General features: G+C 63.1%; 26 protein-coding genes and 1 pseudogene. 13 read left to right on the forward strand and 14 right to left on the reverse strand.

Translation table 11 applies throughout. The features are described from left to right. Window positions 1–92: 92 nt before the first annotated feature. The 3 genes from AC1D0I_RS11115 to AC1D0I_RS11125 form a co-directional block, all read right to left on the reverse strand. The gene (locus tag AC1D0I_RS11115; protein ID WP_477395062.1) at window positions 93–1,742 is read right to left on the reverse strand and encodes a thiamine pyrophosphate-binding protein; all 1,650 of its coding nucleotides are present in this window, start codon (window positions 1,740–1,742) and stop codon (window positions 93–95) included. Continuing rightward, the gene (locus tag AC1D0I_RS11120) at window positions 1,739–2,914 is read right to left on the reverse strand and encodes a CaiB/BaiF CoA transferase family protein (RefSeq protein WP_477395064.1); all 1,176 of its coding nucleotides are present in this window, start codon (window positions 2,912–2,914) and stop codon (window positions 1,739–1,741) included. The genes AC1D0I_RS11115 and AC1D0I_RS11120 overlap by 4 nt, the downstream gene beginning before the upstream one ends. Before the next feature lie 134 nt (window positions 2,915–3,048). Continuing rightward, window positions 3,049–3,981 carry an alpha/beta fold hydrolase gene (locus AC1D0I_RS11125; protein ID WP_095086818.1) on the reverse strand — a complete coding sequence of 311 codons (933 nt, stop codon included), beginning with the start codon at window positions 3,979–3,981 and terminating at the stop codon, window positions 3,049–3,051. A 187-nt stretch (window positions 3,982–4,168) separates the two neighbouring features. On the opposite strand from AC1D0I_RS11125, the gene AC1D0I_RS11130 reads away from it, so the two are divergent. Continuing rightward, window positions 4,169–5,176, forward strand: a complete 1,008-nt coding sequence (locus AC1D0I_RS11130; protein ID WP_477395066.1) for a ribonuclease T2 family protein — start codon at window positions 4,169–4,171, stop codon at window positions 5,174–5,176. Between the two features lie 86 nt (window positions 5,177–5,262). Then, a complete protein-coding gene (locus AC1D0I_RS11135; protein ID WP_477395068.1) occupies window positions 5,263–5,775 on the forward strand; it encodes a hypothetical protein in 513 nt (170 codons plus the stop codon). Window positions 5,776–5,896: 121 nt separating this feature from the next. Here the strand turns inward: AC1D0I_RS11135 and AC1D0I_RS11140 are convergent, their stop codons facing one another. Further along, window positions 5,897–7,183 carry a GGDEF domain-containing protein gene (locus AC1D0I_RS11140; RefSeq protein ID WP_477395138.1) on the reverse strand — a complete coding sequence of 429 codons (1,287 nt, stop codon included), beginning with the start codon at window positions 7,181–7,183 and terminating at the stop codon, window positions 5,897–5,899. A 273-nt stretch (window positions 7,184–7,456) separates the two neighbouring features. On the opposite strand from AC1D0I_RS11140, the gene ettA reads away from it, so the two are divergent. From ettA to AC1D0I_RS11165, 5 genes and pseudogenes are all read left to right on the forward strand, one after another. After that, window positions 7,457–9,106, forward strand: coding sequence for an energy-dependent translational throttle protein EttA (gene ettA, locus AC1D0I_RS11145; RefSeq protein ID WP_477395070.1), 1,650 nt, complete (start codon window positions 7,457–7,459; stop codon window positions 9,104–9,106). A 44-nt stretch (window positions 9,107–9,150) separates the two neighbouring features. Then, window positions 9,151–9,918, forward strand: coding sequence for a trans-aconitate 2-methyltransferase (gene tam, locus AC1D0I_RS11150; RefSeq protein WP_477395072.1), 768 nt, complete (start codon window positions 9,151–9,153; stop codon window positions 9,916–9,918). A 92-nt stretch (window positions 9,919–10,010) separates the two neighbouring features. Next, window positions 10,011–10,346 (forward strand): hypothetical protein, encoded by a 336-nt coding sequence (locus tag AC1D0I_RS11155; protein ID WP_477301980.1) that lies wholly within the window; start codon window positions 10,011–10,013, stop codon window positions 10,344–10,346. A 109-nt stretch (window positions 10,347–10,455) separates the two neighbouring features. After that, entirely contained in the window at window positions 10,456–11,577 is a 1,122-nt protein-coding gene (locus AC1D0I_RS11160; protein ID WP_477395074.1) for a beta-ketoacyl-ACP synthase III, read from the forward strand. A gap of 205 nt (window positions 11,578–11,782) precedes the next feature. After that, window positions 11,783–12,198: pseudogene (locus AC1D0I_RS11165) on the forward strand (GFA family protein). Between the two features lie 8 nt (window positions 12,199–12,206). Here AC1D0I_RS11165 and AC1D0I_RS11170 read toward each other — a convergent pair. The 3 genes from AC1D0I_RS11170 to AC1D0I_RS11180 form a co-directional block, all read right to left on the reverse strand. Then, the gene (locus AC1D0I_RS11170) at window positions 12,207–12,785 is read right to left on the reverse strand and encodes a methyltransferase family protein (protein WP_477395075.1); all 579 of its coding nucleotides are present in this window, start codon (window positions 12,783–12,785) and stop codon (window positions 12,207–12,209) included. 118 nt (window positions 12,786–12,903) lie between these two features. After that, window positions 12,904–13,302, reverse strand: coding sequence for a VOC family protein (locus AC1D0I_RS11175; protein ID WP_477395140.1), 399 nt, complete (start codon window positions 13,300–13,302; stop codon window positions 12,904–12,906). Window positions 13,303–13,333: 31 nt separating this feature from the next. Continuing rightward, on the reverse strand, window positions 13,334–13,756 hold the full coding sequence (locus AC1D0I_RS11180; protein WP_477395077.1) for a tautomerase family protein: 423 nt from the start codon (window positions 13,754–13,756) through the stop codon (window positions 13,334–13,336). 124 nt (window positions 13,757–13,880) lie between these two features. On the opposite strand from AC1D0I_RS11180, the gene AC1D0I_RS11185 reads away from it, so the two are divergent. Then, window positions 13,881–14,552, forward strand: coding sequence for a TetR/AcrR family transcriptional regulator (locus AC1D0I_RS11185; RefSeq protein ID WP_477395079.1), 672 nt, complete (start codon window positions 13,881–13,883; stop codon window positions 14,550–14,552). Next, entirely contained in the window at window positions 14,527–15,144 is a 618-nt protein-coding gene (locus AC1D0I_RS11190) for an MOSC domain-containing protein (RefSeq protein ID WP_477395080.1), read from the forward strand. Before AC1D0I_RS11185 ends, AC1D0I_RS11190 begins: the two co-directional genes overlap by 26 nt. A 78-nt stretch (window positions 15,145–15,222) precedes the next feature. On the opposite strand, the gene AC1D0I_RS11195 is transcribed toward AC1D0I_RS11190, so the two are convergent. Beyond that, a complete protein-coding gene (locus AC1D0I_RS11195; protein ID WP_477395082.1) occupies window positions 15,223–16,062 on the reverse strand; it encodes an SDR family oxidoreductase in 840 nt (279 codons plus the stop codon). A gap of 141 nt (window positions 16,063–16,203) precedes the next feature. Further along, window positions 16,204–17,157, reverse strand: a complete 954-nt coding sequence (locus AC1D0I_RS11200; RefSeq protein ID WP_477395083.1) for a D-amino acid aminotransferase — start codon at window positions 17,155–17,157, stop codon at window positions 16,204–16,206. A 155-nt stretch (window positions 17,158–17,312) separates the two neighbouring features. Here AC1D0I_RS11200 and AC1D0I_RS11205 point away from each other — a divergent pair, with 155 nt between their 5' ends. After that, a complete protein-coding gene (locus tag AC1D0I_RS11205; RefSeq protein ID WP_477395085.1) occupies window positions 17,313–17,816 on the forward strand; it encodes a hypothetical protein in 504 nt (167 codons plus the stop codon). Window positions 17,817–17,828: 12 nt separating this feature from the next. On the opposite strand, the gene AC1D0I_RS11210 is transcribed toward AC1D0I_RS11205, so the two are convergent. Both AC1D0I_RS11210 and tsaA read right to left on the reverse strand, forming a co-directional pair. After that, window positions 17,829–18,146, reverse strand: coding sequence for a DUF2293 domain-containing protein (locus AC1D0I_RS11210; RefSeq protein ID WP_477395086.1), 318 nt, complete (start codon window positions 18,144–18,146; stop codon window positions 17,829–17,831). After that, window positions 18,143–18,682, reverse strand: coding sequence for a tRNA (N6-threonylcarbamoyladenosine(37)-N6)-methyltransferase TrmO (gene tsaA / locus AC1D0I_RS11215; protein ID WP_457154110.1), 540 nt, complete (start codon window positions 18,680–18,682; stop codon window positions 18,143–18,145). The genes AC1D0I_RS11210 and tsaA overlap by 4 nt, the downstream gene beginning before the upstream one ends. 178 nt (window positions 18,683–18,860) lie before the next feature. Between tsaA and AC1D0I_RS11220 the strand changes: the two genes are divergently transcribed. After that, a complete protein-coding gene (locus tag AC1D0I_RS11220; RefSeq protein ID WP_095086868.1) occupies window positions 18,861–19,868 on the forward strand; it encodes an ArsR/SmtB family transcription factor in 1,008 nt (335 codons plus the stop codon). After that, the gene (gene metF, locus AC1D0I_RS11225) at window positions 19,868–20,785 is read left to right on the forward strand and encodes a methylenetetrahydrofolate reductase [NAD(P)H] (RefSeq protein ID WP_095086870.1); all 918 of its coding nucleotides are present in this window, start codon (window positions 19,868–19,870) and stop codon (window positions 20,783–20,785) included. Before AC1D0I_RS11220 ends, metF begins: the two co-directional genes overlap by 1 nt. A gap of 411 nt (window positions 20,786–21,196) precedes the next feature. Here the strand turns inward: metF and AC1D0I_RS11230 are convergent, their stop codons facing one another. Further along, on the reverse strand, window positions 21,197–22,114 hold the full coding sequence (locus AC1D0I_RS11230) for a DMT family transporter (protein ID WP_477395088.1): 918 nt from the start codon (window positions 22,112–22,114) through the stop codon (window positions 21,197–21,199). A gap of 208 nt (window positions 22,115–22,322) precedes the next feature. Here AC1D0I_RS11230 and AC1D0I_RS11235 point away from each other — a divergent pair, with 208 nt between their 5' ends. Beyond that, on the forward strand, window positions 22,323–23,543 hold the full coding sequence (locus AC1D0I_RS11235) for an alanine racemase (protein ID WP_095086875.1): 1,221 nt from the start codon (window positions 22,323–22,325) through the stop codon (window positions 23,541–23,543). A gap of 53 nt (window positions 23,544–23,596) precedes the next feature. Here AC1D0I_RS11235 and AC1D0I_RS11240 read toward each other — a convergent pair whose 3' ends face one another. Beyond that, window positions 23,597–24,775, reverse strand: a complete 1,179-nt coding sequence (locus AC1D0I_RS11240; RefSeq protein ID WP_477395090.1) for a lytic murein transglycosylase — start codon at window positions 24,773–24,775, stop codon at window positions 23,597–23,599. Between the two features lie 244 nt (window positions 24,776–25,019). Next, window positions 25,020–25,823, reverse strand: coding sequence for a glycoside hydrolase family 25 protein (locus tag AC1D0I_RS11245; protein WP_477395092.1), 804 nt, complete (start codon window positions 25,821–25,823; stop codon window positions 25,020–25,022). Between the last annotated feature and the right edge of the window lie 201 nt (window positions 25,824–26,024).

The following is a 26,024-nucleotide window of genomic DNA, read 5'->3' on the forward strand; positions in this document are numbered from 1 at the left end:
GACTGAATTACCTCGAAGTTAAGGAACAGCGTCCCCCTCCGTCCGGTAGGATGGAGGGGGACGCGACGCTGTTCGACCTATGCCGTTGGTGCTCAGGCCTTGTCGCGGATCTGGGTCATCGTCCGGGTCGGCGTGATCGCCTCGGGGTCGAGCCTGATCTCGACGATCGCCGGTTTGCCGCTGGCGCGGGCACGCTCGAAGGCGGAAGCGAAATCCGCGGTCTTCTCGACAGTCTCGCCATGGCCGCCATAGGCGCGGGCCAAGGCCGCAAAGTCGGGGTTCTTGAGATCCGTGGCAACGACGCGGCCGGGATATTCGCGCTCCTGATGCATGCGGATGGTGCCGTAGATGCCATTGTTGACGACGACGACGATGATCGACAGGTCATACTGGACGGCGGTGGCGAACTCCTGCCCGTTCATCAGGAAGCAGCCGTCGCCGGCAAAGGCAACCACCATGCGATCCGGGAACAGCCCTTTGGCGGCGACCGCGGCAGGGGTGCCATAGCCCATCGAGCCTGACGTCGGGGCTGCCTGCGTGGCGAAGCGGCGCGAGCGGTGGAAGCGATGCACCCAGGTCGCGTAATTGCCGGCGCCGTTGGTGAGGATGGCGTCGTCGGGCAACACCTTTTCGAGGTAGTTCATGATCGGCCCCATCTGGACCGGGCCGGGACCGCTCTCCGGCGGCGTCGACCAGTCGAGATAGGCCGCATGCAGCTTTGGCGTCTCGGCTGCCCAGACGGGCGCGGCGGCCGGCCTGCGCTTGGCGAAGGCTTGAACGAAGGCCGAAGGCGAGGCGTTGATTGCCAGTGTCGGCCGGTAGACGCGGCCGAGTTCGCCGGCATCGGCATGGACATGGACCAGCGTCTGGTCGGGGTAGGGGCTTTTCAGCAGCGTGTAGTCGGACGACGGCATTTCGCCCATGCGGCCGCCGATCAGCAGCACGAGATCGGCCTGCTTGATCGCGGTGGCCAGCTTCGGATTGATGCCGATGCCGACATCGCCGGCATAGTTCGGATGCAGATGGTCGAACAGCATCTGGCGGCGGAAGGAACAGCCGACCGGCAGCGACCACGCTTCGGCGATCGTGCGCATCTGCGCCACGGCCTCGGCATCCCAGCGGGTGCCGCCGAGGATGACGAATGGCCGCTTGGCCTTGGCCAGCAATGCCTCCAGCGCGTCGAGTTCGACTTCGCCAGGCCGGGTTTCGACCGATGTGTGCGGCAAGGCGATGGGCGCTTCGACGACACTGGTCAGCATGTCTTCGGGAAGCGAGATGACCACCGGGCCGGGGCGGCCCGATGTCGCCACCGCGAAGGCGCGGGTGACGAATTCCGGGATGCGCGAGGCATCGTCGATCTCGACCACCCATTTGGCGATGTCGCCGAAGAAACGCTTGTAGTCGACTTCCTGGAAGGCCTCGCGCTCCTTGGCGTGGCTGGCGACCTGGCCGATGAACAGGATGACGGGAACCGAGTCCTGCATGGCGATGTGGATGCCGGCGGACGCATTGGTAGCGCCGGGCCCGCGGGTGACGAAGCAGATGCCGGGCTTGCCGGTCAGGCGGCCGTGGCAATCGGCCATCATGGCGGCGCCGCCTTCCTGGCGGCAGACGATGGTGCGGATCGCTGAATCGTGCAGCGCGTCGAGCACCGCCAGGTACGATTCGCCAGGCACGCAATAGATGCGGTCGGTGCCGTTGGCTTCGAGTGCGTCGACGATCAGTTGTCCGCCAGTCTTCATTGTCCAGACTTCTCCAGTTCGGCAAGGATTTCTTGCGTGTGCTCGCCAAGGCGCGGCGAGGGACGCTCATAGACGAGCGGCGTGCCGGACATCACCATCGGTGCGCGCACCGATGGCAGAAGATTGCCCTGGCCGTCGTCAAGGTCGAGCCGCATGCCGCGCGCGATCGTCTGCGGGTCGGCAAACATCTGGCCGATCGTGTTGATCGGGCTCGCCGGCACGCTGGCCGCCTCCAGCTTTGCCAGCAGCGGGTCGCGATCAAAAATCTTCAGCGCCTCGATCATGTGCTCGCGCAGCTTGACCCGGTTGGTTACGCGGGCAGGGTTGGTGGCGAAGTCGGGATTTGCGGGCAAATCGTCGAGCCCGACGGCGGCACAGAATTTGACGAACTGGCCGTCATTGCCGACCGCCAGGATGATGTGMCCATCCCTGACCGGGACCACCTCGTAAGGCGCGATGTTCATATGCGCATTGCCCATCTGCACCGGCGACTTGCCGGAAACGAGATAGTTGAGGTTCTGGTTGCCGAGCGCCGAGATCTGGGTGTCGAAGAGCGCCATGTCGATATGCTGGCCGTCGCCGGTCTGTTCGGCATGACGCAATGCCGCCTGGATGGCGATGACCGAATAAAGGCCGGTGAAGATGTCGGAGATGGCGACGCCGGCCTTTTGCGGCTCGCGGCCGACCTCGCCGGTGATCGACATCATGCCGGCCATGGCCTGGATGATGAAATCATAGCCGGCGCGCGGCGCGTAGGGTCCATCCTGGCCGAAGCCGGTGATCGAGCAGTAGACGAGGCGAGGATTGATCTTCTTCAGGCTGTCGTAGTCGAGGCCGTATTTCTTGAGGCCGCCGAGCTTGAAGTTCTCTATCAGCACATCCGACGTCGCGACCAGCCGGCGCACCGTTTCGGCACCCTCCGGTGTCGAGAAGTCGATGGCGATGGAGCGCTTGCCGCGATTGCAGGAGTGGTAATAGGCGGCCGACAGGTTCTCGCCGTCCTTGCCCATGACGAAGGGCGGGCCCCATTTGCGGGTATCGTCGCCGCCGTCGGGGCTCTCGACCTTAATGACATCGGCGCCGAGATCGGCAAGCAATTGCCCGGCCCAAGGTCCGGCAAGGATGCGGGCGAGTTCGACGACGCGGACGCCTTTCAGTGGGGGTTCGGCCATAAATCACCGTGGTTGCTGCAATCACTTTGATTGCTGCGAAAGCAGAGCCTCTATCAAGCCCGGCGGTGGCTGTCACGGCCCTTGCAATGGGCCAAGGTGCCAGTTCGACGCGGATTCGCACCGCTTTGGCCGCGTTACTGTTCTAGCAAGCCGTTGGCCCAGGTCGCGAAATCGTCCATGATGATGTCGCGGTTGACCTCGTTCAGGCTTTCGTGGCGGGTGTCGGCGTAAACCTTTGAAACCAGATTCGAAAACCCCATCATGCGCATGCGATTGGCAAGATGGGTGATCCCTTTGCCGTAGTCCGAGGCGGGATCCTTCTCGCCACCGACGACGCTGACTGGGAGATCGCGCCTGATGCCGGCAAAGCAGGCGTCCCTGCCACCATTCAGCGCCATGCCGACGACGTCGCGCCACATCGACACCGACGCGTCCCAACCGCAGAGCGGATCGGCAATGTACTTCGCCACCTCAGCCTCGTCGCGCGACAGCCAGTCGAACAGCGTGCGGTGATTGGGCACGGCCTTGCCCCAGGCCCGAAAGGTGAGTTTCGGCAGCAGGCGCGATGGGACATCCGAGCCCAGCCGCATGCGTTCCCAGCCAAGAATACCCAAGGCCAGCTGGCCGAGCAGGCGTTGCGAGAAGTTGCCGTTCCAGATCGCGGCCGCATGAACGCGTGGCGAGTGGTGCAACAGGAAGTTCAGCGCCACGGACGCACCCATCGAATGGCCAAATAGGATGACCGGCAGGTTTGGCTGTTCGCGGGCGATGAGATCATGGACGGCGCCGACATCGGCGATCACCTTGGCGGGGCCATCCTGGTCGGCGAATTTGCCGAGTGGCGCATCGAGCGCCTTAGTCGCGCCATGGCCGCGATGGTCGTGGACATAGACGTGGTATCCGCGCGGGCCAAGAAAATCGGCGAAGCGGGCATAGCGCGCGGCGTGCTCTGCCAGCCCGTGATTGATCTGCACGACGGCACGTGGCCTGCCATCGGCCTGCCTGACGAAGAGATTGAGGTCGGCACCCGTCGGCGAGCGAACCACGCGCTGCTGGCTGAATGACATGCCGCTCGGTCTCCTGTCTGACCGCCATCGTGGCGCCGGCTTTGTTTGCGCCGGCACCGGTTTTGCGTCAATCCGCCCTGCCTGACTTTCCGCGACGATGTTTCTTGCGTTTGGCCAGCAAAATATCGCAATTCTGACATGGAGACAGCTTCCAGTCTGTCGCCCACTTCTTCAGCCGGGGATTCCTATGCGCATTGGTGTTGTTTTCGGATTGGCCATGCTGGCGGCCTCGCTGGCCGGTGCGGCGCGTGCCGATGTCAAGATGAGGGGCACCTTCGTCGCCGATGCGGCCTGTCCGGCAATGCAAGCCATCAAGAACGGCAAGAACCCCGGCAATGTGTCGACCGATGCTGGACAGAGCTACCAGCTGCTTGCCGGCAACAAGGATGCGCCTACGCATTATCTCATCCTGGTGCCGGGGGCCGATCCGGAGCGCCGCTGGGTGAAGGTCAGCTGCGGCCACGTGTCCGGCAGCAGCGCCGCGACGGTGCCGGCAGCACCTGGCGGGCAAGGCAAGCCGGCGGCCTCGGGAAAGCCTGAATATGTCTTCGCGCTGAGCTGGCAGCCGGCTTTTTGCGAGACCAAGTCGAGCAAGACCGAATGCAAGGCGCAAAGCGCAGGCGATTTCGACGCCACGCATTTCACCTTGCACGGGCTGTGGCCGCAGCCGAACGGCAATTTCTATTGCCAGGCGACAGCGAGCGACAAGGCCAATGACAATCCGGCCCACTGGAAGGACCTGCCACCGGTCAATCTGGATGCCAGCACCCGCACGGAGCTCGACCAGGTGATGCCGGGTACCGCTTCCCATCTCGAGCGGCATGAATGGATCAAGCACGGCACCTGCTACGGCAAGAGCCAGCAGGACTATTTCTCCGACGCGCTCAATTTGATGCGCGCGGTGAACAGCTCGCCGGTGCGCGATCTCTTTGCCAAGAACATCGGCGGCAAGCTGACGGCGGACCAGATCCGCGGCGCCTTCGACAGCGCCTTTGGCGCTGGGGCAGGGGACCGGGTGCGCGTCTCCTGTGTCATCGATCCGTCCAGCGGCAGGCGGCTGATCGGAGAACTGACGCTCGGCCTTGCCGGCCCGATCGGTCCCGACAGCTCGCTCAAGGACCTCCTGCTGGCTTCGGTGCCGACCAACAAGGCCGGGTGCCCGACCGGCACCGTGGACGCGATCGGGTTCCAGTAAGCACTGGCTGAAGGCCGACGCCGGACTGTCACCTTGCCTCGTCGTGGTGCTATGCTGCGCGGAACATCATCAGGGCGGCGGTCTCAATGGTTGGCATGACGAGCAGCGCGCTGGCGCGGCTGGCCTTCTGGGCCAAGGGCATGGTCGCGATCAGCGACGGGCGCATGGAATGGCCGGGTTTTTCCTATACCGATGCCGAATGGGCCCGCATGCGGACGCTCTCCGAACCGATCGGCGCCGGCACCTACCAGCTGTTCACGATCGTCAATGCGGTGATCTTCATCACCATTGCTTCGCTCGGCATTTTCGGCGTCTTCCTGCCGCTGGCGACAGTACTGTTTCCCGTTCCGGCCGAGACCAGCGCGCTGAAGTTTTCGCTGCTGCTGGCGGCCTGCGCCTTCCTCATCATCGGGCTTGGCCTGCCGATCTCGATGCGCCTCTCGGCAGTGCTGGTGGCCAGCAACGCGGTGCCGTGCGGCGCTTGTAGCCGCGCCCGGCGACGAGGCGCTAGCGTCAAGAGTGTCCTGGCAGATCAACCGCATCATGCTGATCATGTGCGGCCTGCTGGTGCCAGGCATCCTGCTGTTCATTGCCTATGACATCGAAGCCGGACCGATCATCACCGCACTGAAATGGCTGGCGATCGCATTGATGGCGGTCTCTACTTTGGCCGGCATTCGGCGGCAGAAAAAGTCGTCGTAAGCTTCACAGGACCGTGCCTTAGATCTGAGCGGATTTGGTCCATGCAACGGCGGCATCGGCCTCGTAGCTGTCCGGCTCGCCAACGACGCGATCGCGTCCGGTCGACTTGGCCTTGTAGAGACGCTGGTCGGCAAGCGCGAACAGATCGGCAAGGCAGCGCGTCGTTTCGCTGACGCTGGAGACGCCGGCGCTAACGGTCAGGTCGAAGCGGCTGGTGTTGGCGGAGGCCTTGACCGCATAGCGGATGCTCTCGCCGAACAGCCTGGCGACCGAGTGCGGACGCGAACTGAGGATGGCGAATTCCTCGCCGCCGATCCGAAACACCTGGTCTTCCGCGCTTGCCGCCTCGCCAAGCAGGGTCGCAACGGCTTTCAGCACCTTGTCGCCTTCGGCATGGCCGAAACGGTCGTTGATCGACTTGAAATGGTCGACATCGATGATCAGAAGGCTGAGCGGCTTCGCCGTGCGCAGGCTGACCTGGACGGCGGCTTCGCCATCGCTGTCGAAGCGGCCCCTATGCAGCAGGCCTGTCAGGCCGTCACGGCCGACATGTTCGACCAGCGCTTCGTAGCGCTCGCGATAGGTCAGCGTGTCGAAGATGTCGGTCAGTCCGCGCGGTAGCGCGATCTGGCGTTCTTCGAACCATCTGAGATAGGCGACGAGCATGGTGCTGTAGGTCAGCGCGGCGACCATCTTGGCAAACCAGCCGCCGAAAAACACCGCGATCGGCGCGCCAGCGACGAAATGCAGCGCGGTAAAGAACCCCGCCTGGTCGAAGGTGAGCACGCAGGCGACCGAAATCAGGATGCGCGCGAACTGTGCCTTGCGCAGGTATCGACCGAGCTTTTCATAAAGCAGGATGATCAGGATGGCGTCGACGAACAGCAGCGTCGTCCCCCACACCATCAGCCAGCCCATCTCGTCGATGAAACCGATGTCAGGGAGCCTGCCATCGGACAGCGGGGCGATGGCGTGCAGGCGCAACAGCAGAACCAGCCCGATCATCAGCGCATTGCCAAGCAGCAGACCATAGATCGGCTGACGGACGGTGGCGGCGTCCTCCTTCATGTAGAGCAGCAAAAGCATGACCAGCTTGCCGGAAAACAGCACCGCCGAGCCCGGCGAGACCATGCCGAACGGCAAGGCGACGTAAAAGACGCTGGCGAGGTAGGTCTCGAGGAAGTGCATGACGCCAAGCGCGCAGACGAAGACGCCGAGGCCGATGCGCTTCCTGAAGTGGAAAAGCGTCACCATGACGCTGAAGTAGACGACCGCTTCGGCAAGGAGCAGGAAACTGTTCAGCAATGCCGTCGATCCGATCTTTCTCCTGAATCGCGACAAGCCGGCGATTCCACTCGATCCTGTTTTGACGCCGAAGGGTTAACCGGAGCTTTCATCGCGCCCGGCGGCCGGCGGAAAACTTCAGCCCTGGCGGACACTTCCGCGTGTGCCCGGCCAGAAGCGGCAAAAGCGATTGCCGTTCGCCGCCGCATCGCCTACATAGCGGCCAACCTCCATTCAATTTGACAAATCCAGTCAGTTTCTCTGGGCCAGTCAGTTTTTTCAGGGAAAGCGCGCGTGGCACGCCAGTTCATCTATCACATGGCCGGCCTCAACAAGGCCTATGGCACCAAGAAGGTGCTCGAGAACATCCATCTGTCCTTCTATCCAGATGCCAAGATCGGCATTCTCGGCCCCAACGGCGCCGGCAAGTCGACGATCCTCAAGATCATGGCCGGGCTCGACAAGGAGTGGAACGGCGAGGCGTGGCTCGCCGAAGGCGCCACCGTTGGCTATTTGGCACAGGAGCCGGCGCTCGATGCGAAGAAGACCGTGTTCGAGAACATCATGGAAGGCGTCGCCGCCAAGACCGCCATCATCGAACGCTACAACGAACTGATGATGAACTATTCCGACGAGACGGCCGACGAGTCGGCCAAGCTCCAGGATGAGATGGACCGGCTGAACCTGTGGGACCTCGAACAGCAGGTCGAGATGGCGATGGAAGCGCTGGGCTGCCCGCCCAAGGACGCCGACGTCACCAAGCTGTCGGGCGGCGAACGCCGCCGCGTCGCGCTCTGCCAGCTCTTGCTGCGCCAGCCCGATCTGCTCCTGCTCGACGAACCGACCAACCATCTCGACGCCGAGACCACGGCGTGGCTGGAAAAGCATCTGCGCGCCTATCCGGGCGCGGTGATGATCATCACCCACGATCGCTACTTCCTCGACAATGTCACCGGCTGGATCCTCGAACTCGACCGTGGCCGCGGCATCCCCTACGAGGGCAACTACACCAAGTATCTCGAAGCCAAGGCCAAGCGCCTCAAGCAGGAAGGCCGCGAAGACGATGCCCGCCAGCGCGCCATCGGCCGCGAGCGCGAGTGGATCCAGTCGAGCCCCAAGGCCCGCCAGACCAAGTCCAAGGCGCGTATCCAGGCATTCCAGGATCTCCTGGATGCAGCCGACAAGCGGCGGCCGACGGACACGCAGATCGTCATCCCGCATGGCGAGCGGCTCGGCAATGTGGTGATCGAGGTCGACGGCCTGTCGAAGGGCTTTGGCGACACGCTGCTGATCGACGGCCTGGAATTCAAGCTGCCGCCCGGCGGCATCGTTGGCGTCATCGGCCCGAACGGCGCCGGCAAGACGACGCTGTTCCGCATGATCACCGGCCAGGAAAAGCCGGATGCCGGCACGGTCCGCGTCGGCGAGACGGTCAAGCTCGGCTATGTCGACCAAAGCCGCGATGCGCTCGATCCGTCAAAGACGGTTTGGGAAGAGATTTCCGGCGGCGCCGAAGTGGTCAAGCTCGGCAAGTTCGAAGCCAATACGCGCGCCTATTGCGCGTCGTTCAACTTCCGGGGCGGCGACCAGCAGCAGAAGGTCGGCAACCTCTCCGGCGGCCAGCGCAACCGCGTGCACCTGGCCAAGATGCTGAAGACCGGCGGCAACGTGCTGCTGCTCGACGAACCGACCAACGACCTCGATACGGAAACGCTGGCGGCGCTCGAAGACGCGCTGGAAAATTTTGGCGGCTGCGCGGTTATCATCTCGCACGATCGTATGTTCCTCGACCGCCTGGCGACACACATCCTCGCCTTCGAGGGTGACAGCCATGTCGAATGGTTCGAGGGCAATTTCGAGGACTACGAGCAGGACAAGATCCGCCGCCTCGGGCCGGATGCCGTCAACCCGCACCGCATGACCTACAAGAGGCTGACGCGGTAAGGGTTTTTCGGGCGGCGAATTCTCAAGCGACATGAGGAGCTCACATGGCTGATTGGTCCGCCGCCCAATATCTGAAATTCGAGGACGAGCGCACGCGACCCGCGCGTGATCTCGCGGCGCAGGTACCGGTGGATTTCCCGCGCCGGGTCGTCGACATCGGATGTGGTCCGGGCAACTCGACCGAGCTGCTTGTCGAACGCTGGCCGGATGCGCAGGTGAGCGGCTTCGACACGTCGCCCGACATGATCGAGAAGGCGAGGGCGCGCCTGCCTGACGTCACCTTTGACCTGGCAGATGCCTCCAAATGGCAGCCGGCAGTGCCGGTCGATGTGATCTTCGCCAACGCGGTGTTCCAGTGGCTGCCCGAGCATCCGGCGGTCTTCCAGCGGCTGATGGGTTTTTTGGCCCCGGGCGGCGCGCTCGCCGTCCAGATGCCCGACAATATGGGCGAGGACTCGCATCGCCTGATGCGGGCGACCGCGGCCGAAATGCCGTTTGCCGACAAGATCAAGGGTGCGGCGCGCGCTCCGCTGCCGTCGGTTTCGTTCTATTATGATCTGTTGTCGCCGCTCAGCGATCGGCTGGACATCTGGCACACCATCTACAACCATCCGCTTGCCGACGCAGAGGCGATCGTTGAATGGGTGAAATCGACCGGGTTGAAACCGTTCCTCGATCCGCTCGAGGCGGACGAGCGCAAAATGTTCCTCGACAGCTACACGGCGAAGATCGCCAAGGCCTATCCGCAGACGGCAAACGGCAAGGTGCTTTTGCGCTTTCCGCGCATCTTCATCGTCGCCAAGCGGGCCTGATTGTCGCGCCAGTTGCGGCCGCTTGACCCGGTTTCGCCGCCGTGCGCATTTCATCGCGTTGGGGTCACGATGGCCCGTGGCAGGGGTGGGTGATGACACTGAAAAAGATGCTTTTCGGCGGCGGCGTGTGCGCGGCAGTGCTTCTGGCGTTCTCGATCTCGGCGGAGGCCAAGCGGGCGCGCTGCTATACCAGCGATGACGGCTATTTCTCATGCAGCTACAGGGCGATCGACGACGCGGGCAGCTTCCGCATCTCGGCGCCGGGCTACCCGACCTATGTCCTGGAGATCGACGGGCCGGGCTTTGCCTATGGCTATGTCAATCTCGGCCGCCGCAATGTTCCGCTGCCGGGACAGTTCGTGCGCAGTCGCGACGACGGCGCCTGCTGGAACAACCCGCAGACCAACACCAAGCTGTGCGCCTGGTGAAGTCAGATTTAAGCCGGCGTAAACCGCCTCGGTGAGAAAAGTGTTGCGCCCGAGCGTTTCGGCGCCCACATGAAGCCCGCAACGCCTGCGGATGGGACGGACTGGACACATGCATCGCGTCATCATCAGCGGCATTGGCGTTGAAATCCCCGAACCCAAGATCACCAATGAAGAACTGGTCGCCAGCTTCAATGCCTGGGTCGACATGGAGAACGCGCGCCGCCAGGGCACCGACGAGGCGCCGCTGGCGAAATCGGACAGCGACTTCATCGTCCACGCCTCGGGCGTACGCACACGCCACGTGATCGAGCGCGAAGGCATTCTCGACCCGACCCGCATGGCGCCGCGCATTCCGGCACGGGCCGATGACGCGCTGTCGCTTCAGGCCGAGTTCGGCATTGCCTCGGCGCGAAAGGCTCTCGACCATGCCCGGCTGAAGGCGTCCGATATCGACCTGGTGATCTGCTCGGCCTCGCATCACCAGCGGCCCTATCCGGCGATCGCCATCGAAATGCAGGCAGCGCTTGGCACCAAGGGCGCCGGATTCGACATGGGGCTCGGCTGCTCTTCAGCCGCAGCCGCTTTGCACATCGCCGTCAACCTGGTGCGGTCTGGCGCGCACAAGCGCATTCTGGTGACGACGCCCGAGATCATCACCGGCCATCTCAATTTTCGCGACCGGCAGACGCATTTCATCTTCGGTGACGCCTCGGTGTCGATGGTGGTCGAAGGGCTGGCGCAGGGCGAAAAGCGGCCGGGCCGCTTCGAGGTGCTGGAAACGCGCACCTGGACGCAGTTGTCGAACAACATCCGCACCAATCTGGGCTATCACACCCGCACCGCTCAGGATGATCCCTACATGATCAATCTGGAGGGAAACCTGATCAAGCAGGTCGGCAACAAGGTGTTCAAGGAAGTCACCGTCGCCGGGCACAAATTCATCGTCGAATTCCTGGCCGAGCACGGGCTGACGCCGCAAGCGGTCCGACGCTTCTGGCTGCATCAGGCCAATGCGCGCATGAACGCCATGATTCTGAAACTGTCGTTCGGCCACGAGGTCGACCACGATCGCGCGCCGATGGTGCTGGAGCGGCTGGGCAACACGGCGGGCGCCGGCGCGATCGTGGCGCTGTCGGAGAACCATGCCGATATGAAGCCCGGGGATTTCGGCTTGATCTGCGCGTTTGGCGCCGGATATTCAATAGGTGGTGCGCTTCTCAGAATGCTCTAGACTCGGGCATTCGATATTCAGCCGGCCTGCGGATTCGGTGCTCCCGCACCCCAAAGCGCGCCCCGTTGCGGTTCCCGGAATCCACCATTCCAGTCGCTTCGCGCCGATCTTCTATTCCCCTCAGCCTGACCTCGATCTCAACAGCTCCCCACGTTCGGGAGTGTCTCGGTTTGAAATCAACGCTTCTGAAAAAGGAAGTTTTGCAATGAGTGATGCCCGATGCAGTTGCGGTGCTCTGACGCTCACGCTTCCAGGACCATCAAAACTGGTCGTCGCCTGTCATTGTCTTGACTGCCAACGCAGGACTGGCGCGCCATTTGGCGTCGGCGCCTTTTATCCGGTCGACGCCGTTGCCATCTCCGGAACCGCGAAAGAGTTCACTCGCGACGCAGCAAGCGGCGGCAAAGTCCACACCTACTTCTGTCCAGACTGCGGATCGACGATCTATTGGAAGGCCGACAAGCTGCCGTCTTTCATCGGCGTTGCGGTCGGCGCGCTGGCAGACCCGAACTACCCGCCCCCCGTCAGGTCGGTTTTTGAGCAGTCGAAACATGATTGGGTTAAATCGATGGCGCTGTCGAACACTTCCAGCAAAGCAGTGCGGCAAGAAAATCAGGCTGAGACGGCGCTCACCTGCCGTATCGGGCTGGCGCGAACGGCACCAGCATCGGCACCTGCCTGGCATAGTTGTCATAGGCGCTGCCCAGTTCGCCGCGCATGAAGTGTTCCTCGAGTTTTGCCTTCGTCACGATGCCGATGATGAGCAAAGCGGTTCCGACAATGCCCCAAACCGTACCTTTTGCCGCCATTGTGGCCAGGATCGCCACCAGCAGTCCGGTGTAGATCGGATGCCGGACCAGCCGATAGGGGCCGGTGTCGACGACGTGGTGTCCGGCCTTGGCGGTAATGGTGCCTGACCACAGCCTGCCGAGATGCAGGCGCGCCCACCAGGCAAAGGCGATGCCGATGGCGATCAGGACGACACAAATCCATGCCTCGGCGAAGTTCGGCATCCACAACCTGAGGCGGCCTTCATAGCCGTGCGCTGGAATGAACAGCAACGCCGCGCCGACCAGCCAGAGAATCCGATAGCGAACCTCCACCCTGAACCCGGCGCGTTTCTGGGCAGGGTCGGCCCAGAGCGCGGCCGCGGCCCAGGTCACCACCCAGATTAGCCAAAGCAGCGCGACTGCTGTCCCGGGACGCATAAGAACCTCCGCAGACTTGGTCTGGCGTCACCATGAAGCCGGCGCGGCGCGGCAGCAATGCGGCGTTGCGTGGACTGGTTCCAATTTCAGGTAAGAAGATCGTGATCCGCGCCGGACCTCATTCATTGGGACAGCTGAACATCCATTGCACGCCAAAGGCGTCGACCAGCATGCCGAAGCTGGTTCCCCAATATTGCCGCGCCATAGGGACGGTGATCCGGCCGCCCGCGGCTATGCGGGCGAAAAGCTGCCGCATCGCCGACAGGCTGTCGAATTCCAGGCAAAGGGCGGAGCCTTTCATCGGCTCGGCATCGTCATTGTCCGAGGCATGAAACAGCACGCCCGGACCTTCGAACCGTGCATGCAACACCTTTCCGCGCATGGCTTCGGTCCGCACCGGCATGGTGTTGTCGCCCCAGCGCAGCAGGATAGTCGCCCGGCCAAGACCGCACTGTTCGTAGAAGGCCAGTGCCGGCTCGCAATTGGTGGTGAAGAACAGCGAAGGGGAGAGTCGCATCGGTTCGCTACTGTTCATTGCAGCCGCCAGATCACTGCGCGGCGGCGGTTGCGGCAGCGACAAGTGCTTCGCCTGAATATTGCCGGCTGCCGATACCCCAACCGCCGTCGGGCGCATTGACGATGTTGATCCAGGTGTTTTCAGGCGGGTGGCCGGGTACGCAAAGCGCGGCGACAATCCCGGCGGCCTCGGTGATGAAGGCATTTCGGGCTTCGATCGAACCAAGGCCGATGTTCGGCAACTTCAGCTCGACCATGACGACCGGCCGATTGGCGCCACCGGCATAAATGCGATGCAGGGGCAGGATGTGGACCGTGCCTCCGACGATCGCGGTGAAGAACGAATTGCCTGTGGCGCCGGAGGCTTCGATGAGGGCGGCGCTGAGGCGCGGCAGGATCTCGCGCTCTCCCGCCGGGGTCAGTACGCCTTCGGGCGCGGTCACGGTGATTGGCATTTGGCTCTCCTTTTTCGCTGGTTTCCATGGCAACCCGGCAGACATGTCTTCCGGCTTGCCATGTTTCGTATCAATTGTTACGTTATACGAAGAACGCGAGTCAACAGGTTTCGTATCGATCACTATGGATAATTTGGAAAAGCATCGGGGTGGCCGGCCACGCGCCTTCGACCTCGATCGGGCGCTGGATGCGGCGATGCATCTGTTTTGGGAGCATGGCTATGAGGCGACGTCGCTGGCCATGCTGCGCGAGGCGATGGGGCTGACGCCGCCGCAGATCTACAACGCCTTCACCGACAAGGAGACTTTGTTTCGCAAGGCGCTGAAGCGCTACCACCAGACCGAGATCGGCTTTGCGCTGGAGGCACTGAGCGCGCCGGTGCCGACGGGGGAGGCGATCCGGCGGTTGCTGCTCGGCGCGGCGGAGGCCTATTCCAGACCCGGCAAACCCGGCGGCTGTCTGTTCGTCACCGGTGCGCTCGCCGCCTCGCCGCAGGCGCAAGCCATTGCGGATGAACTCAAGGCCTATCGCAAGGCAAGTGAAGCGGCGATCGGCGAGCGGCTGGCCAAGGGCCGGGCAATCGGTGACCTACCGGAAGGGCTCGCCGTCGAGGGCTTCGCCAAATACCTGACCGGCGTCATGAACGGCATGTCGATCCAGGCGCGCGACGGCGCTTCGGTCGAAGAGTTGCGCACTTTGGCCCAAACCGCTCTTGCGGCGTTCGCAATCGAAGGGCAAAAACAGGCGCATCATCCAAGGAATGAAGCCGATGCTGGATCTCTTCCCGGAGGCTGAAAAGCCGGTCGAAATCGTCCCGGCGCGTAAGCTGCTCGCCAAGGTGGCGGCGCTTTATCTGGCGCCGTCTGATCATTTCGAGACGCGCCCGGTCGACGCGTTGCGGTTGAACTTCGATGGCATATCAGGTGATTTCCACGCCGGCGCGACGCGGCGCTCCGGCGGGCGCGAGCCCTGGTATCCGCGCGGCACCGAAATGCGCAACGAGCGGCAATTGTCGGTCGTGGCGGCGGACGAGCTGGCCATCGTTGCCGACCGGATGGGCCTGGCCGAGATCAAGCCGGAGTGGATCGGCGCCAATCTTTTGATCGAAGGTGTGCCGCATCTGTCCATGCTGCCGGCCGGCACGCTGCTGTTCTTCAAGGACGGCGTCACCATCAAGGTCGACGCGCAGAACGGACCTTGCCGCATCGCCGGCCGATCGATCGCCGAACATGCCGGGATGGCCGACATCGAGGCCGGCGCGCTGCTGTTCCCGAAATCGGCGAAGCGGCTGCGCGGCCTCGTCGCCTGGGTCGAGAAGCCGGGAACGATCAAGGCCGGCGAAGAGATATCGGTGCGGGTGCCCGAGCAGTGGATCTACCTGAGCTAGACTCTCGCCCGTATTGAAATGCCGCATAGGGTAGGGGCTACGCCGCCGAGGCGGCGTAGGGATATCTCCGAACTGGCCTCAGGCTTTGCGGTTCTTCTTCGCGCCCTGCGCCATGATGGAAACGTCATCCCACTTTTCCCAGGTGGCGATGCGGTTGGCGTATTCCTGCTTGATCATCGGCAGGCCGCCATCGCCGAAGAACACGCGCAGTGGCGGTTCGGCGGCATCGACAATGGCCAGCATCGCCGGTCCGGTGGCCTCGGGATCGCCGGCGACCGAATTGGCGCGGCGCTCGGCCATCTTGGCGCGGGCGGGCGCATAGGCCTCGATCGGCTTGGAGACCTTGGCCGACGGTCCGGCCCAGTCGGTGGAGAAGCCGCCCGGTTCGACCAATGTCACGTGGATGCCGAATTCCGCGACCTCAATGCCAAGCGACTGGCTGAAGGCCTCCAGCRCCCATTTCGAGGCGTGGTAGAGGCCGAGCGAGGCAAAGGCATTGACGCCGCCGATCGACGAGATCTGGATGATGTGGCCGGAGCGCTGCGCCCGCATGATCGGCAGCGCGGCCTGGGTGACCCATAGGGCGCCGAAGACATTGGTTTCGATCTGGTCGCGGGCTTCCTGTTCGCTGATTTCCTCAATGGCGCCGAAATGGCCATAGCCGGCATTGTTGATGACGATATCGAGCCGGCCAAAGCGCTTGTGCGCCTCGGCGATCGCGGCCTCGACGGCCGTCTTGTCGGTGACGTCGAGCTTTATCGCGGCGATATTGTCGCCGTACTTCTCGACGAGATCGGCGAGCGTGCCGGCATCGCGGGCGGTCGCGGCGACGCGATCGCCACGGGCGAGTGCAGCCTCGGCCCAGACGCGGCCAAAGCCCTTTGACGATCCAGTGATGAACCAAACCTTGTTTGTCATGATGTGGAGTCCTTGCCCCTGCGGGCGTGATTTCGTGTGAAAGCGGAGGCTTCTCCGCTTTCGGGCATATACGGACGATCGCGCGTTTTTCCAGAGGCGAAGGATATCTTTTTGAACAAGCTGCCTTGTTGATCAGGGGTATTACACCGGGCTCGACCATGCCGGGTCGTCGTGTTTTTGCCAATAGAGCGCCATCAGGCGGCGGGTGATCGGCCCGACCTTGCCGCTCGCGATCCGGTCGCCGTCGATTTCCGTCACCGGCATGATGCCGCCGGCGGTCGAGGTGATGAAAACCTCGTCAGCTTCGCGCAAAGCGGCGACACTGACATCGGTGGCAACGGCGGCGAGACCTTGTTCGGCGCAGAGATCGAAGACGGTGCGCCGGGTGATGCCGGGCAGCACGCCAATGGCCGGCGTCGACAGTTTGCCGTTCTTGACGCAGAAGACGTTGAAGCCCGGGCCCTCGGCGACATTGCCGTTAAAATCGAGAATCACTGCGGTCTCGGCGCCGCGGTCATAGGCATCATAGAGGCCGCGCACCAGATCGAGCCAGTGGTAGTTCTTGATTGTCGGATCGATCGAGCCCGGCGGGATACGCACCTTGTCGCTGATGGCGAGACGCAGGCCGCGTTGCAACTGCTCGGCATTGGCGACAGAGCCGAACGGCACCGCGAACGCCATGAAGCGGTTGACCGCCTGGCGCGGGTCGCGGCTGAAGGTCGGCGAGGCGCCGCGCGTGCACAGCATTTCGACATAGGCGCTGCGATGTCCCGACAACGCCACGCAATTGTGCAGGATTTCGGTCACGCGTTCACGGTCGAAGGGGATCGTCATGCGCAGCTTTTCCAGCCCGCTGAAGAAACGGTCGAGATGCAGGTCGAGGCGGAAGAAGCGGCCGTTCCAGACATGCACGGTGTCGTAGGTAGCGTCGGAATGCAGAAAACCCCAGTCCAACACCGAGACCTTGGCTTGCGACATCGGCAGGTACTGGCCGTCGAGGAAGGCAACCCCGTCGGGATAGGAATGCGGGTCGACGTGGCGGTCGCTGACCGTCGGYAGTGGCTTCTCATCCGGTCTTGCCATCGTCTGGCTCATCTGGCGTCCTCTCGCGCAAGGCGGGATCAGCAGGCTATCGGCGCCACGCGGAAGGCATAGAGCCAGCCGACAGGCGCCGTTCGTCCTCGATGRCTATCCGGCCGATACATTGGACTGGAATTGCCCTATGTTGCGGGCTCTGACCGGGAGGGGACATGGGCAGGTTCGGGACCGTCATCGCAGCCATGTCGATTTTCGCCGCCACGGGCCATGCCAGTGCCCAATGCGCACGCGAAGGCGAGGAACTGTGCCAGAGCGGCCAGACCTATCGCTGCGAGAAAACCGGCAGCGAATTGACGCCGATCTTCCAGAACGTGCCTTGCGCGGCGAATGCGCCGACCCTGAGCGGCACCTGGGTCGGCAGCGGTCACCAGAGCCCAGCCGGGGCCACCGGCGCCGACTGGTCGATCGCCATGACGATCAATGAAGGCGGTGCATCGATCGACTATCCGTCACTTGGCTGCGGCGGATCCCTGTCCCAGACGTCCAGGGACGAGACATCAGCGGAATACCATGAGAGCATCACCTACGGTCAGGACAAGTGCATCGACGGCGGCAACATCACCGTCAGGTTTTTCAAGGGAAATCTGTCCTGGACATGGACCGGCCAGGCGGACGGCCAGCCCTACAATGCGGTCGCAGTGCTGACGCGGCAATAACAGGCCTCTGCCTCATTCCTCCTCGTCGTCGGCGTCAAGCAGCCGTGTCGCGCGCCAGCGGGTGAGCATCATGTTGGTCTGCTCGATGACGAAGAAACGCGCCGAGTCGCGGTCATAGCCTTCGCCCAGCAGTTTTTCATAATCGGTGTGCACGTGGCGGATGTGGGCAATGGTCGCCAACCACACGGCGATGGTCGGCGGCAACGTCTTCATGTGAACCGAACCGGCATCCGCACGGATCTTCTCTATGTCGGCATAGGGCGCCAGCGGCAGCAGCGCTGTCAGCGCCTTGGCGATGGCGCGGCGGCGGCCGGTCGGCGCTGCTTTCATCGCCGAATCCGATTGGGCTCGTCGCGCCCTTCAATGGTCGCCTCGGCGAAGGCATCGGTCGAGGCGAAGTAGGGTTTTATGTCGATGACCGGCGTGCCATCGAGCACGTCGATGGCGTCGAGATCGAGGCGGCCGGTGCCGATGTCGAGCCCGACGAGTTTTGCCACATGCAGGCCGACCGGGTTCGGTCGGGCAGGGGAGCGCAGGCCGAATACGCCTTTTGCTTCAGCCGCATGGCGAGGTTTCTGCACAATCAGAGTCCGCGGCGCATGATGCATCCAGGACAGGATGATGATGTGGCTGGCGCGCTCCAGCCCCTGCAGGCCGCTGCGATAGGGCGCGTCGATGGTCACCACGGCCGGCTGCCCGGTCTCGCGCGCGGCGCGCATGTTCTTAGGGCAGGTCTCCCGTGTCGTCCATGGCGAGGTGATGCGGCCGATGAAGACGATGCCGCCGTCGGCCGGCATCAGTGCCGGATCGTTTTCCAGCTTCTGCTCGCCGTCGCGCGCCTCGAACATCTCACGTGGTCCGGTCATTGCGCCCTCATCTTTGGACGTGCATGTCGTTGCCCCAAAACCGCTACACACTTTTGGGCGACATGCACCAAGGGATCACGCAAGCGGCATTTTCTTGTCCGGAAGCGACATAGCGCTTGCAAGGATGCGAAAATCGACATAAACATATGTTTATATCTTTTTCAAAGAGAATACTCTGATGCATGTCTCGCTCGACACCATGGTGGACACATTGAAGGCGGCGGCCGAATCCAGCCGCCTGCGCATATTGGCACTGTTGTCGCGCGGCGACCTCACCGTTTCCGATCTTACCGAAATTCTCGGTCAATCGCAGCCGCGCGTTTCGCGGCACCTCAAGCTGCTGCTGGAGGCCGGGCTAATCGGCCGCTACCAGGAAGGGTCGTGGGCCTTCTTTCGCCTGTCTGATGCGGATTCCGCGCGCGGCTTCGTCATGGGGCTGGTTTCCAGCATTCGCGGCGCCGACCCGCAGGTCGAGCGCGATCTAGAGCGGCTGGGCTCGGTCAAACGCAAGCGGCAGGACCGGGCAGCCGAGTATTTTTCGGTGAATGCGGCAAGCTGGGACCATATCCGCTCGCTGCATGTGCCGGACCGCGCCGTCGAGGCGGCGATGCTGAAGCTGGTCGGCAAGCGGCCGTTCCAGTCGATGCTGGACCTCGGCACCGGCACCGGGCGTCTGCTCGAAATTTTTTCACCCCTGTACCGGCGCGGTGTCGGCATCGACATGTCGCGCGAGATGCTGACTGTTGCGCGTGCCAATCTCGATAAGGCAGGTGTTTCGAATGCTCAGGTGCGGCAGGGTGACATCTTCGCGCCGCCGGTCGAGCGCGACGCCTTCGATCTCGTTACCATCCACCAGGTGCTGCACTATCTCGACGATCCCGCGCGCGCCATCCACGAGGCGGCGCGGCTTTTGCGGCCCGCCGGGCGGCTGGTCATCGTCGACTTCGCGCCGCACACGCTGGAATTCCTGCGCGACGAACACGCGCATATGCGGCTCGGCTTTTCCGACCGGCAGATCGCCGACTGGTTTGCGGAAGCCGGCCTCGATCTCGAGGACAGCCAGGAGTTCGAGCCGCGCGGCGGCAACGAAGCCAGGCTCACTGTAAAACTCTGGCTTGGGCGCGACCGTCGCCTGCTGATCGCCGACCCTTCCAACGACACAAGGCAGATAAGGGAAATTGCCTGATGAACCAGTTCCGCTTTTCCCGCCGTCCCGACATTGGCGACAAGGTCAGGGTTTCCTTCGAGTTCTTCCCGCCCAAGACCGACGAGATGGAGGCGAGGCTGTGGGACACGGTCACCCGGCTGGAGCCGCTGAAGCCGAAATTCGTCTCGGTGACCTATGGCGCCGGTGGCTCGACGCGTGAGCGTACCGCCCGCACGGTAAAGCGCATCCTGACGGAAACCGGTATTCCGGCCGCGGCGCATCTGACCTGCGTCGGTGCAACGCGTGACGAGGTCGACGCGGTCATCCAGGACTACAAGTCGATCGGCATCAACCGGTTCGTGGCGCTGCGCGGCGATCCGGCCTCGGGTGTCGGCGAACCCTATCGCCCGCATCCCGGTGGCTACGAGAACGGTGCGGAACTGGTCGCCGGACTCAAGAAGATCGCGGATTTCGACATCTCGGTCGCGGCTTATCCGGAAAAGCATCCGCAAAGCCCCGATTTCGCCACCGACATCGAGATGCTGAAACGCAAGGTCGACAATGGTGCGACGCGCGCCATCACCCAGTTCTTCTTCGACAATGATCTCTACGAGCGCTATGTCGAGCGCGTCCGCCGCGCCGGCATCTACATCCCCATCGTGCCGGGCATCCAGCCGGTTCACAGTTTCAAGCAGGTCGCAAACTTTTCCGCCAGGGCGGGCGCGCATGTGCCCGGCTGGCTGGCGGAGCGGTTCGAGGGCCTTGACAGGGACCCGCAGACGCACGCGCTGGTGGCGTCGGCGGTGGCGGCCGAACAGGTCATGGACCTGGTCGAGCGCGGGGTCGGGGATTTCCATTTCTACACGATGAACCGAGCCGATCTGGTATTTGCCATCTGCCACATGATCGGCATCCGCTCACACGAAGCCGAGGCGACGGGTTCGGCTGCGGCTTAGAGCGTTTCCTGTTCCGAGCTTCCGAAATGCAAAAAGGCCGGGTAAAAACCCGGCCTTTCTCGATGGTTTTGACTATGTGGTGCTGGTCTTCCCCGTCTTGGCGGGTCAGGGAAGAAAGCCCATAATGAGGGCTCCGATGAAGGCGAACGCAGCACAGATCATCAATGCGTTGATAGGCCTCGTAAGTCCCATGACATAGCCTCCTCTTAAAGAGCTATGTCCGAGAGTCTAGGTTCATTTGTGCCACAGGCAAGCGAAAAATGTGCTGCATTGCGACGTGATTGCCAGATTTGCGACCCGCCTTTTGCCGTTAGGCATTGAAACTCTTCGGCAAAAACCCGCTTCAGACCTGTGAACAAAATGTGGCGGCGATGTGTCACTATCGTGTCATGGCAGCGCTACTGCGGCGCTCTAACGCCTTCCGAACAGCCGCCCGTCGATGGTGACGAGGCCAAGTGCGATCAGCCCCACGCCGCCGATTTCGAACAGTTCGAGCCGTTCGCCGAGGAACAGGAAGCCGAGCAGCATGGCGCTTGCCGGCACGATGAGCGTGACCAGCGAGGCATTGGTGGCGCCGGCCGAGGCGACGAGGTTGAAATAGAGGATGTAAGCGAAGGCGGTGGACAAAAGCGCCAGCGCCAGCACCGCCCCCCAGACCGGAGGCGAGGCGGAGAACAGACCGGCCGGGCCATAAGTGAAGAGCACGATCGGGATCATGATGATGGTCGAGGCGGTCAATTGTCCGGTGGCGATGACCGGCGAGGGGACGCCCTTGAAGCGGCGGGCGACCATCAGCGCCACGCCATAGGACAGCGAAGCGCCGATCAGCGCGAACTTGGCCCAGACCGGGCCGCCGAGCCCGGCAAGCAGGCCGGGGCCGATCATCATCGCCGTGCCGGCGACGCCGAGCGCAATGCCGGCCAGCTTGTTCCAGGAGAGCTTTTCGTCTGATGTCAGCGCGTTGGCGAGAATCAACGTCCAGAACGGCGTCGTTGCGTTGAGCACAGAGGCGATGCCGGCGCCAAGCTGGGTCTGGCCGGCGAAGATCAGCGAGAAAGGGACGACATTGTTGGTCAATGCCAGCAGGAAGAACAGGCCGGCATGGGGAAGCGCGAGGCGGAAAGACGGTCTGCGAATGGCGAGATAGAGCTGCAGCGCGATCGCCGCGATGGCGACGCGAAACAGCACCAGCACCAGCGGATGAAGTTCCGCCACCGCGATGCGGGCAAAGAAGAACGAGCCACCCCATATCGCACCGAGCAGCAGGAGCTGTCCCCAGTCCTTGAGCACCATCGGCCCGCGTGGCGCTGATGTCGCGGCCATTGCCATGTCAATCGTCCTCCCCAGACGGCCTGAATGCCAGCCGGTCAGCCAGAACGGATATCGGGTCTGGCGAAAAGGGCCACCCGAAACCTGACTGATGGCAAACACTGCCACTTGGAACTAGCGCAGCTGCGTCAGTGCCACGAGACACAGAATTGTTTTCATTAGCCGCTAGCTTGGATTAATTGTGCGCAGCCGACATGAGGATTCGTCCATGCAGCGATTCGAGAATGCCCGCGAGGCGGCACTGGCGCTTCGCCCGGACGATCCGGTCTATTGCTTCCGCCCGCAGGTGCTGATGGCGGATGCCAGGCAGTTCATGGGCATGTTCCCCGGCAAGACCGCCTATGCGGTCAAGACCAATGGCGAGCCGATCGTACTCAAGGCGCTGGTTGAGGCCGGCGTCACTGCTTTCGATGTTGCCTCGCCAGGCGAGTTCGCCGCCGTGCGCGCGGTCTCACCCGATGCCGAGATGCTCTACATGCATCCGGTCAAGGCGCAGTCGGACATCAAGCTGGCACTGGAGAAGTACGCCATCCGTGTCATTTCGCTCGACCATGAGGACGAGATCACCAAGCTGACACGGGTGGTGCGGGCGCTCGACATCGATCCGGGCGCGATAGCCGTGTTCGTGCGGGTGCAGACCAAGGGGCTTGCCGCCTACGAACTGTCGAAGAAGTTCGGCGCCGGGCCGGCCTATGCGGTCGAGCTGGCGGAGCGGCTGAACCGCACTGGCTACAAGGTCGGCCTGTGTTTCCATGTCGGCAGCCAGATCGAGGATCCCGATACCTATGAGCGGGCGCTGGCCTCGGCCGACTGGGTGCGCAACCGCCTGACCTTCGACATTGCCGGGCTCGATGTCGGCGGCGGCTTTCCGGCCGAGTATGGGCATGATCCCAACCGCAAGCACATCGAGATGCCGTCGCTCGGCCAGATCATGTCGCGGCTTTCCGGCGACCTCAAGGAATACCAATTCGACCAGATACCGCTGGTGGCCGAGCCGGGCAGGGTGATCGTGGCGCGCTGCCTGTCGCTGATCGTGCGGGTGCTCTTGCGCAAGGGCAAGCGGCTCTACATCAATGACGGCATCTGGGCGTCGCTGTCGGACTCCTGGACCGGCAAGATCACGCTGCCGGCGCGTTTCATCCCCGATCCGGCGATCCGCTCGCGCAATGGGGAGGAAAAGAACATCGTGCCGTTCAAGGTCTGCGGCGCGACCTGCGATTCCGTCGACATCCTGTCGCGGCCGTTCTGGTTGCCTGAAACGGTCGACACCGGCGACTGGATCGAGATCGGCCATATCGGCGCCTATTCGCTGTCGCTTAGGACCCGCTTCAACGGCTTTTACCCCGACACCTTCGTCGAGGTGACGACGCCGTTCGACGAAGGCGACGCGCCGCAAGGCTTTGCGAGTTTGGAGACGATGGCGAATTAGTGAGGTGGTGAATAGAAGCGGCTCTTCTATTCACTACTTACTGTTCGCACTCACTAGAGCCTCGCCAAAAGCTCCGGCGTCGGCCAGCCGTCCACAGGCAGGCCAAGGCGCATCTGCTCCTTGCGGATGGCTTCGCGGGTGTTGGTGCCGAGGATGCCGTCGACCGTGCCGACATCGTAGCCCCTGGCTTCCAGCCTGGTCTGCAGCGCCTTCAGTTGCTCGTTGTTGAGGCCGGTCTCGGGATTGCGCGGATCGAACTGTGGCGCGCCCGCCAGCCTGGCGGCGAGGTTGGCAGCTGTCAGCGCGTAGGTGAAGGACTGGTTCCATTCGAGATAGACGTCGAAATTGTCGTAGGTGAGGAAGGCTGGCCCCTTGCGGCCCATCGGAAGCGCGAGGCCCGCTTTCAGGCCATTGTCGACCAACGGGGCGCCGCTGGGGTAGGTGACACCCCATTGTGCCCATTGTGTCAGCGGCAGCTTGTTGGTGCGCCCGGTCTGGTCCCACGGCATGTCGTCGGGCACGCGGACCTCCTGGATCCAGGGCTCGTCGCGTTTCCAGCCACGCGACAGAACCTTGTTGGCAGTGGTCATGATCACATCCGGCACGCTGCCGCGCAGGTCGACCTTTCCGTCGCCATCGCCGTCGACGCCGCGCGCCAGATAGTCGGAAGGCAGGATCTGCGTCTGGCCGATCTCACCGGCCCAGGCACCCCTGACATCGGCCGGCACGACGCCGCGATCGATCAATTCCAGAAGTGGCACGAGCTGAGGCCGGAACAGTTGCGGGCGACGGCAATCATGGGACAGCGTCACCAGGGCGCTCAGCGTGTGGAAATCGCCCTGCACGGCGCCGAAATCGGTCTCCAGCGCCCAGAAGGCGGCGATGATCGGTGCCTGGACGCCGAATTGCTGGTCGGCACGGGCGAAGACATCGGCGTATTTCTTCAGGTTCGCCGCGCCCTGCTTCAGCCGGTAGGCCGAGATCATGCGATTGGAAAACTCGGTGAAGGTCTGGGTGAAGACGCCCTGGGCGCGGTCGCGCGCCAGGACCTTGTCGTCGATGGTGGCATCCTCCAGCGCGTCCAGGCCCACTGCACCGACACCAGCCGACTTGGCTTCCGCCGCTACGCCCTGCTTCCAGGCTTCGAAGTCGCCGCCACATTCCTGCGCCATCGCCGGCAAGGCCGTGGCGCACAAGAAGAGCGCCGCGAGGGCTTGGGAATGCAGTCGCATCAGCTTCCTTTCGAACGAATGAGGGCATTTTGTCGTGCCCCCCTCGGAAGCCCCAACGCCCTTGATTACCGCCGGTTGCACTCTTTGCCGCCGGCTGTGTCGAAAAGCAAGCGGCAGGCCGGTGTCAACGGTGTTCTGCCGCAGCCCCTTATACTGCTCTGCTTCGCTGCGGTTAAACCTGGGTCAACGGGTGTTCTGCCACAGCCCCCTTTTTCCAGGCGACTTCGTTGCCGTTGAACCGGGGTCAATGGGTGTTCTGCCGCAACCACTTGTTCCATGCAGCTTCGCTGCCGTTGAAGACGTTGATGTCAGACTTGCCGGTCATGCCCGGAACAATGCCGGTTCCGGTGTATTGCCAGAAGGTGAAGGGGTGACTGCCGTATTTTTCGCGAGGATGGCCGGCGACGGATCGCAGCCAGTAGGGATAGCCACGGAAGGTCGATAGCTGGTTGTCATCGAAGAAGTCGACCGAGGTGTAGATGATCGGCTTCTTGCCATAGTGCCGTTCGACGATTTCGAGGAAGGTGGTCATCTCCGCGCGCACCGTGGCGGCATCGGGACGCAACCTGCAGGTTGGCGACTTCGGGTTCCACTCCATGTCGAGGACTGGCGGCATCGCCGAGCGATCGACCGGGACGTTCTGGATGAACCAGCGCGCCTGCTGGGCGGCGGGCGTGCAGAAGTAGAAGAAGTGGTAGGCCGCGCGCGGAACGCCGGCGGCTTTCGTGCGGGCCCAGTGTTCGTTGAAATATTCATCGAAGCGGTCACCGCCCTCGGTCGCCTTGATGAAGGCGAAGGAGATGCCGCTGGCCTTGGCAGCCGGCCAGTCGACCGACGTCTGGTATTTGGACACATCGGTGCCGTGGACGGCGTAGTTCCACGGCGCGCCGCTGTCCCATTCATGCGGCTTGGAATCGGCGAAGCGCGGCGCGCGCACGGCAACCGTCGTCTTGCTACTGGACGCAGACGGCGACAGCGCCGACAGATCGTCCACCGTCGAGCAGGCGCTAAGCAGCGTCAGCATGATGAGGCCCGCAAGACGGCGCATCGCAACTCCCGAGCCGGATTCAGCCGGTCGCTGATGGGTCTGTGCACTGATGGCCGGCGCTTGGTCTGGCCCCCGACGGGCGATCGCCCCACAGCATCGCCCGGTATCTTCGCTTTCGTGCATGTCGTTGTCCCAAAACCGCTGCGCACTTTTGGGCGACACGCATCCAGTCATCGCCGAACATGGTTGATATCAGGTTGA

This window comes from Mesorhizobium sp. P2_D1 (genome assembly GCF_056404455.1).

What these genes read in the sequence shown, in the direction of transcription:
- AC1D0I_RS11115 (WP_477395062.1), bottom strand. Translation starts at nt 1,742, where the DNA reads ATGAAGACTGGCGGACAACTGATCGTCGACGCACTCGAAGCCAACGGC.
- AC1D0I_RS11125 (WP_095086818.1), bottom strand. Translation starts at nt 3,981, where the DNA reads ATGTCATTCAGCCAGCAGCGCGTGGTTCGCTCGCCGACGGGTGCCGAC.
- AC1D0I_RS11130 (WP_477395066.1), top strand. Translation starts at nt 4,169, where the DNA reads ATGCGCATTGGTGTTGTTTTCGGATTGGCCATGCTGGCGGCCTCGCTG.
- AC1D0I_RS11135 (WP_477395068.1), top strand. Translation starts at nt 5,263, where the DNA reads ATGGTTGGCATGACGAGCAGCGCGCTGGCGCGGCTGGCCTTCTGGGCC.
- tam (WP_477395072.1), top strand. Translation starts at nt 9,151, where the DNA reads ATGGCTGATTGGTCCGCCGCCCAATATCTGAAATTCGAGGACGAGCGC.
- AC1D0I_RS11155 (WP_477301980.1), top strand. Translation starts at nt 10,011, where the DNA reads ATGACACTGAAAAAGATGCTTTTCGGCGGCGGCGTGTGCGCGGCAGTG.
- AC1D0I_RS11160 (WP_477395074.1), top strand. Translation starts at nt 10,456, where the DNA reads ATGCATCGCGTCATCATCAGCGGCATTGGCGTTGAAATCCCCGAACCC.
- AC1D0I_RS11170 (WP_477395075.1), bottom strand. Translation starts at nt 12,785, where the DNA reads ATGCGTCCCGGGACAGCAGTCGCGCTGCTTTGGCTAATCTGGGTGGTG.
- AC1D0I_RS11175 (WP_477395140.1), bottom strand. Translation starts at nt 13,302, where the DNA reads ATGCGACTCTCCCCTTCGCTGTTCTTCACCACCAATTGCGAGCCGGCA.
- AC1D0I_RS11180 (WP_477395077.1), bottom strand. Translation starts at nt 13,756, where the DNA reads ATGCCAATCACCGTGACCGCGCCCGAAGGCGTACTGACCCCGGCGGGA.
- AC1D0I_RS11185 (WP_477395079.1), top strand. Translation starts at nt 13,881, where the DNA reads ATGGATAATTTGGAAAAGCATCGGGGTGGCCGGCCACGCGCCTTCGAC.
- AC1D0I_RS11190 (WP_477395080.1), top strand. Translation starts at nt 14,527, where the DNA reads ATGCTGGATCTCTTCCCGGAGGCTGAAAAGCCGGTCGAAATCGTCCCG.
- AC1D0I_RS11205 (WP_477395085.1), top strand. Translation starts at nt 17,313, where the DNA reads ATGGGCAGGTTCGGGACCGTCATCGCAGCCATGTCGATTTTCGCCGCC.
- AC1D0I_RS11210 (WP_477395086.1), bottom strand. Translation starts at nt 18,146, where the DNA reads ATGAAAGCAGCGCCGACCGGCCGCCGCCGCGCCATCGCCAAGGCGCTG.
- tsaA (WP_457154110.1), bottom strand. Translation starts at nt 18,682, where the DNA reads ATGACCGGACCACGTGAGATGTTCGAGGCGCGCGACGGCGAGCAGAAG.
- AC1D0I_RS11220 (WP_095086868.1), top strand. Translation starts at nt 18,861, where the DNA reads ATGCATGTCTCGCTCGACACCATGGTGGACACATTGAAGGCGGCGGCC.
- metF (WP_095086870.1), top strand. Translation starts at nt 19,868, where the DNA reads ATGAACCAGTTCCGCTTTTCCCGCCGTCCCGACATTGGCGACAAGGTC.
- AC1D0I_RS11230 (WP_477395088.1), bottom strand. Translation starts at nt 22,114, where the DNA reads ATGGCAATGGCCGCGACATCAGCGCCACGCGGGCCGATGGTGCTCAAG.
- AC1D0I_RS11235 (WP_095086875.1), top strand. Translation starts at nt 22,323, where the DNA reads ATGCAGCGATTCGAGAATGCCCGCGAGGCGGCACTGGCGCTTCGCCCG.
- AC1D0I_RS11240 (WP_477395090.1), bottom strand. Translation starts at nt 24,775, where the DNA reads ATGCGACTGCATTCCCAAGCCCTCGCGGCGCTCTTCTTGTGCGCCACG.
- AC1D0I_RS11245 (WP_477395092.1), bottom strand. Translation starts at nt 25,823, where the DNA reads ATGCGCCGTCTTGCGGGCCTCATCATGCTGACGCTGCTTAGCGCCTGC.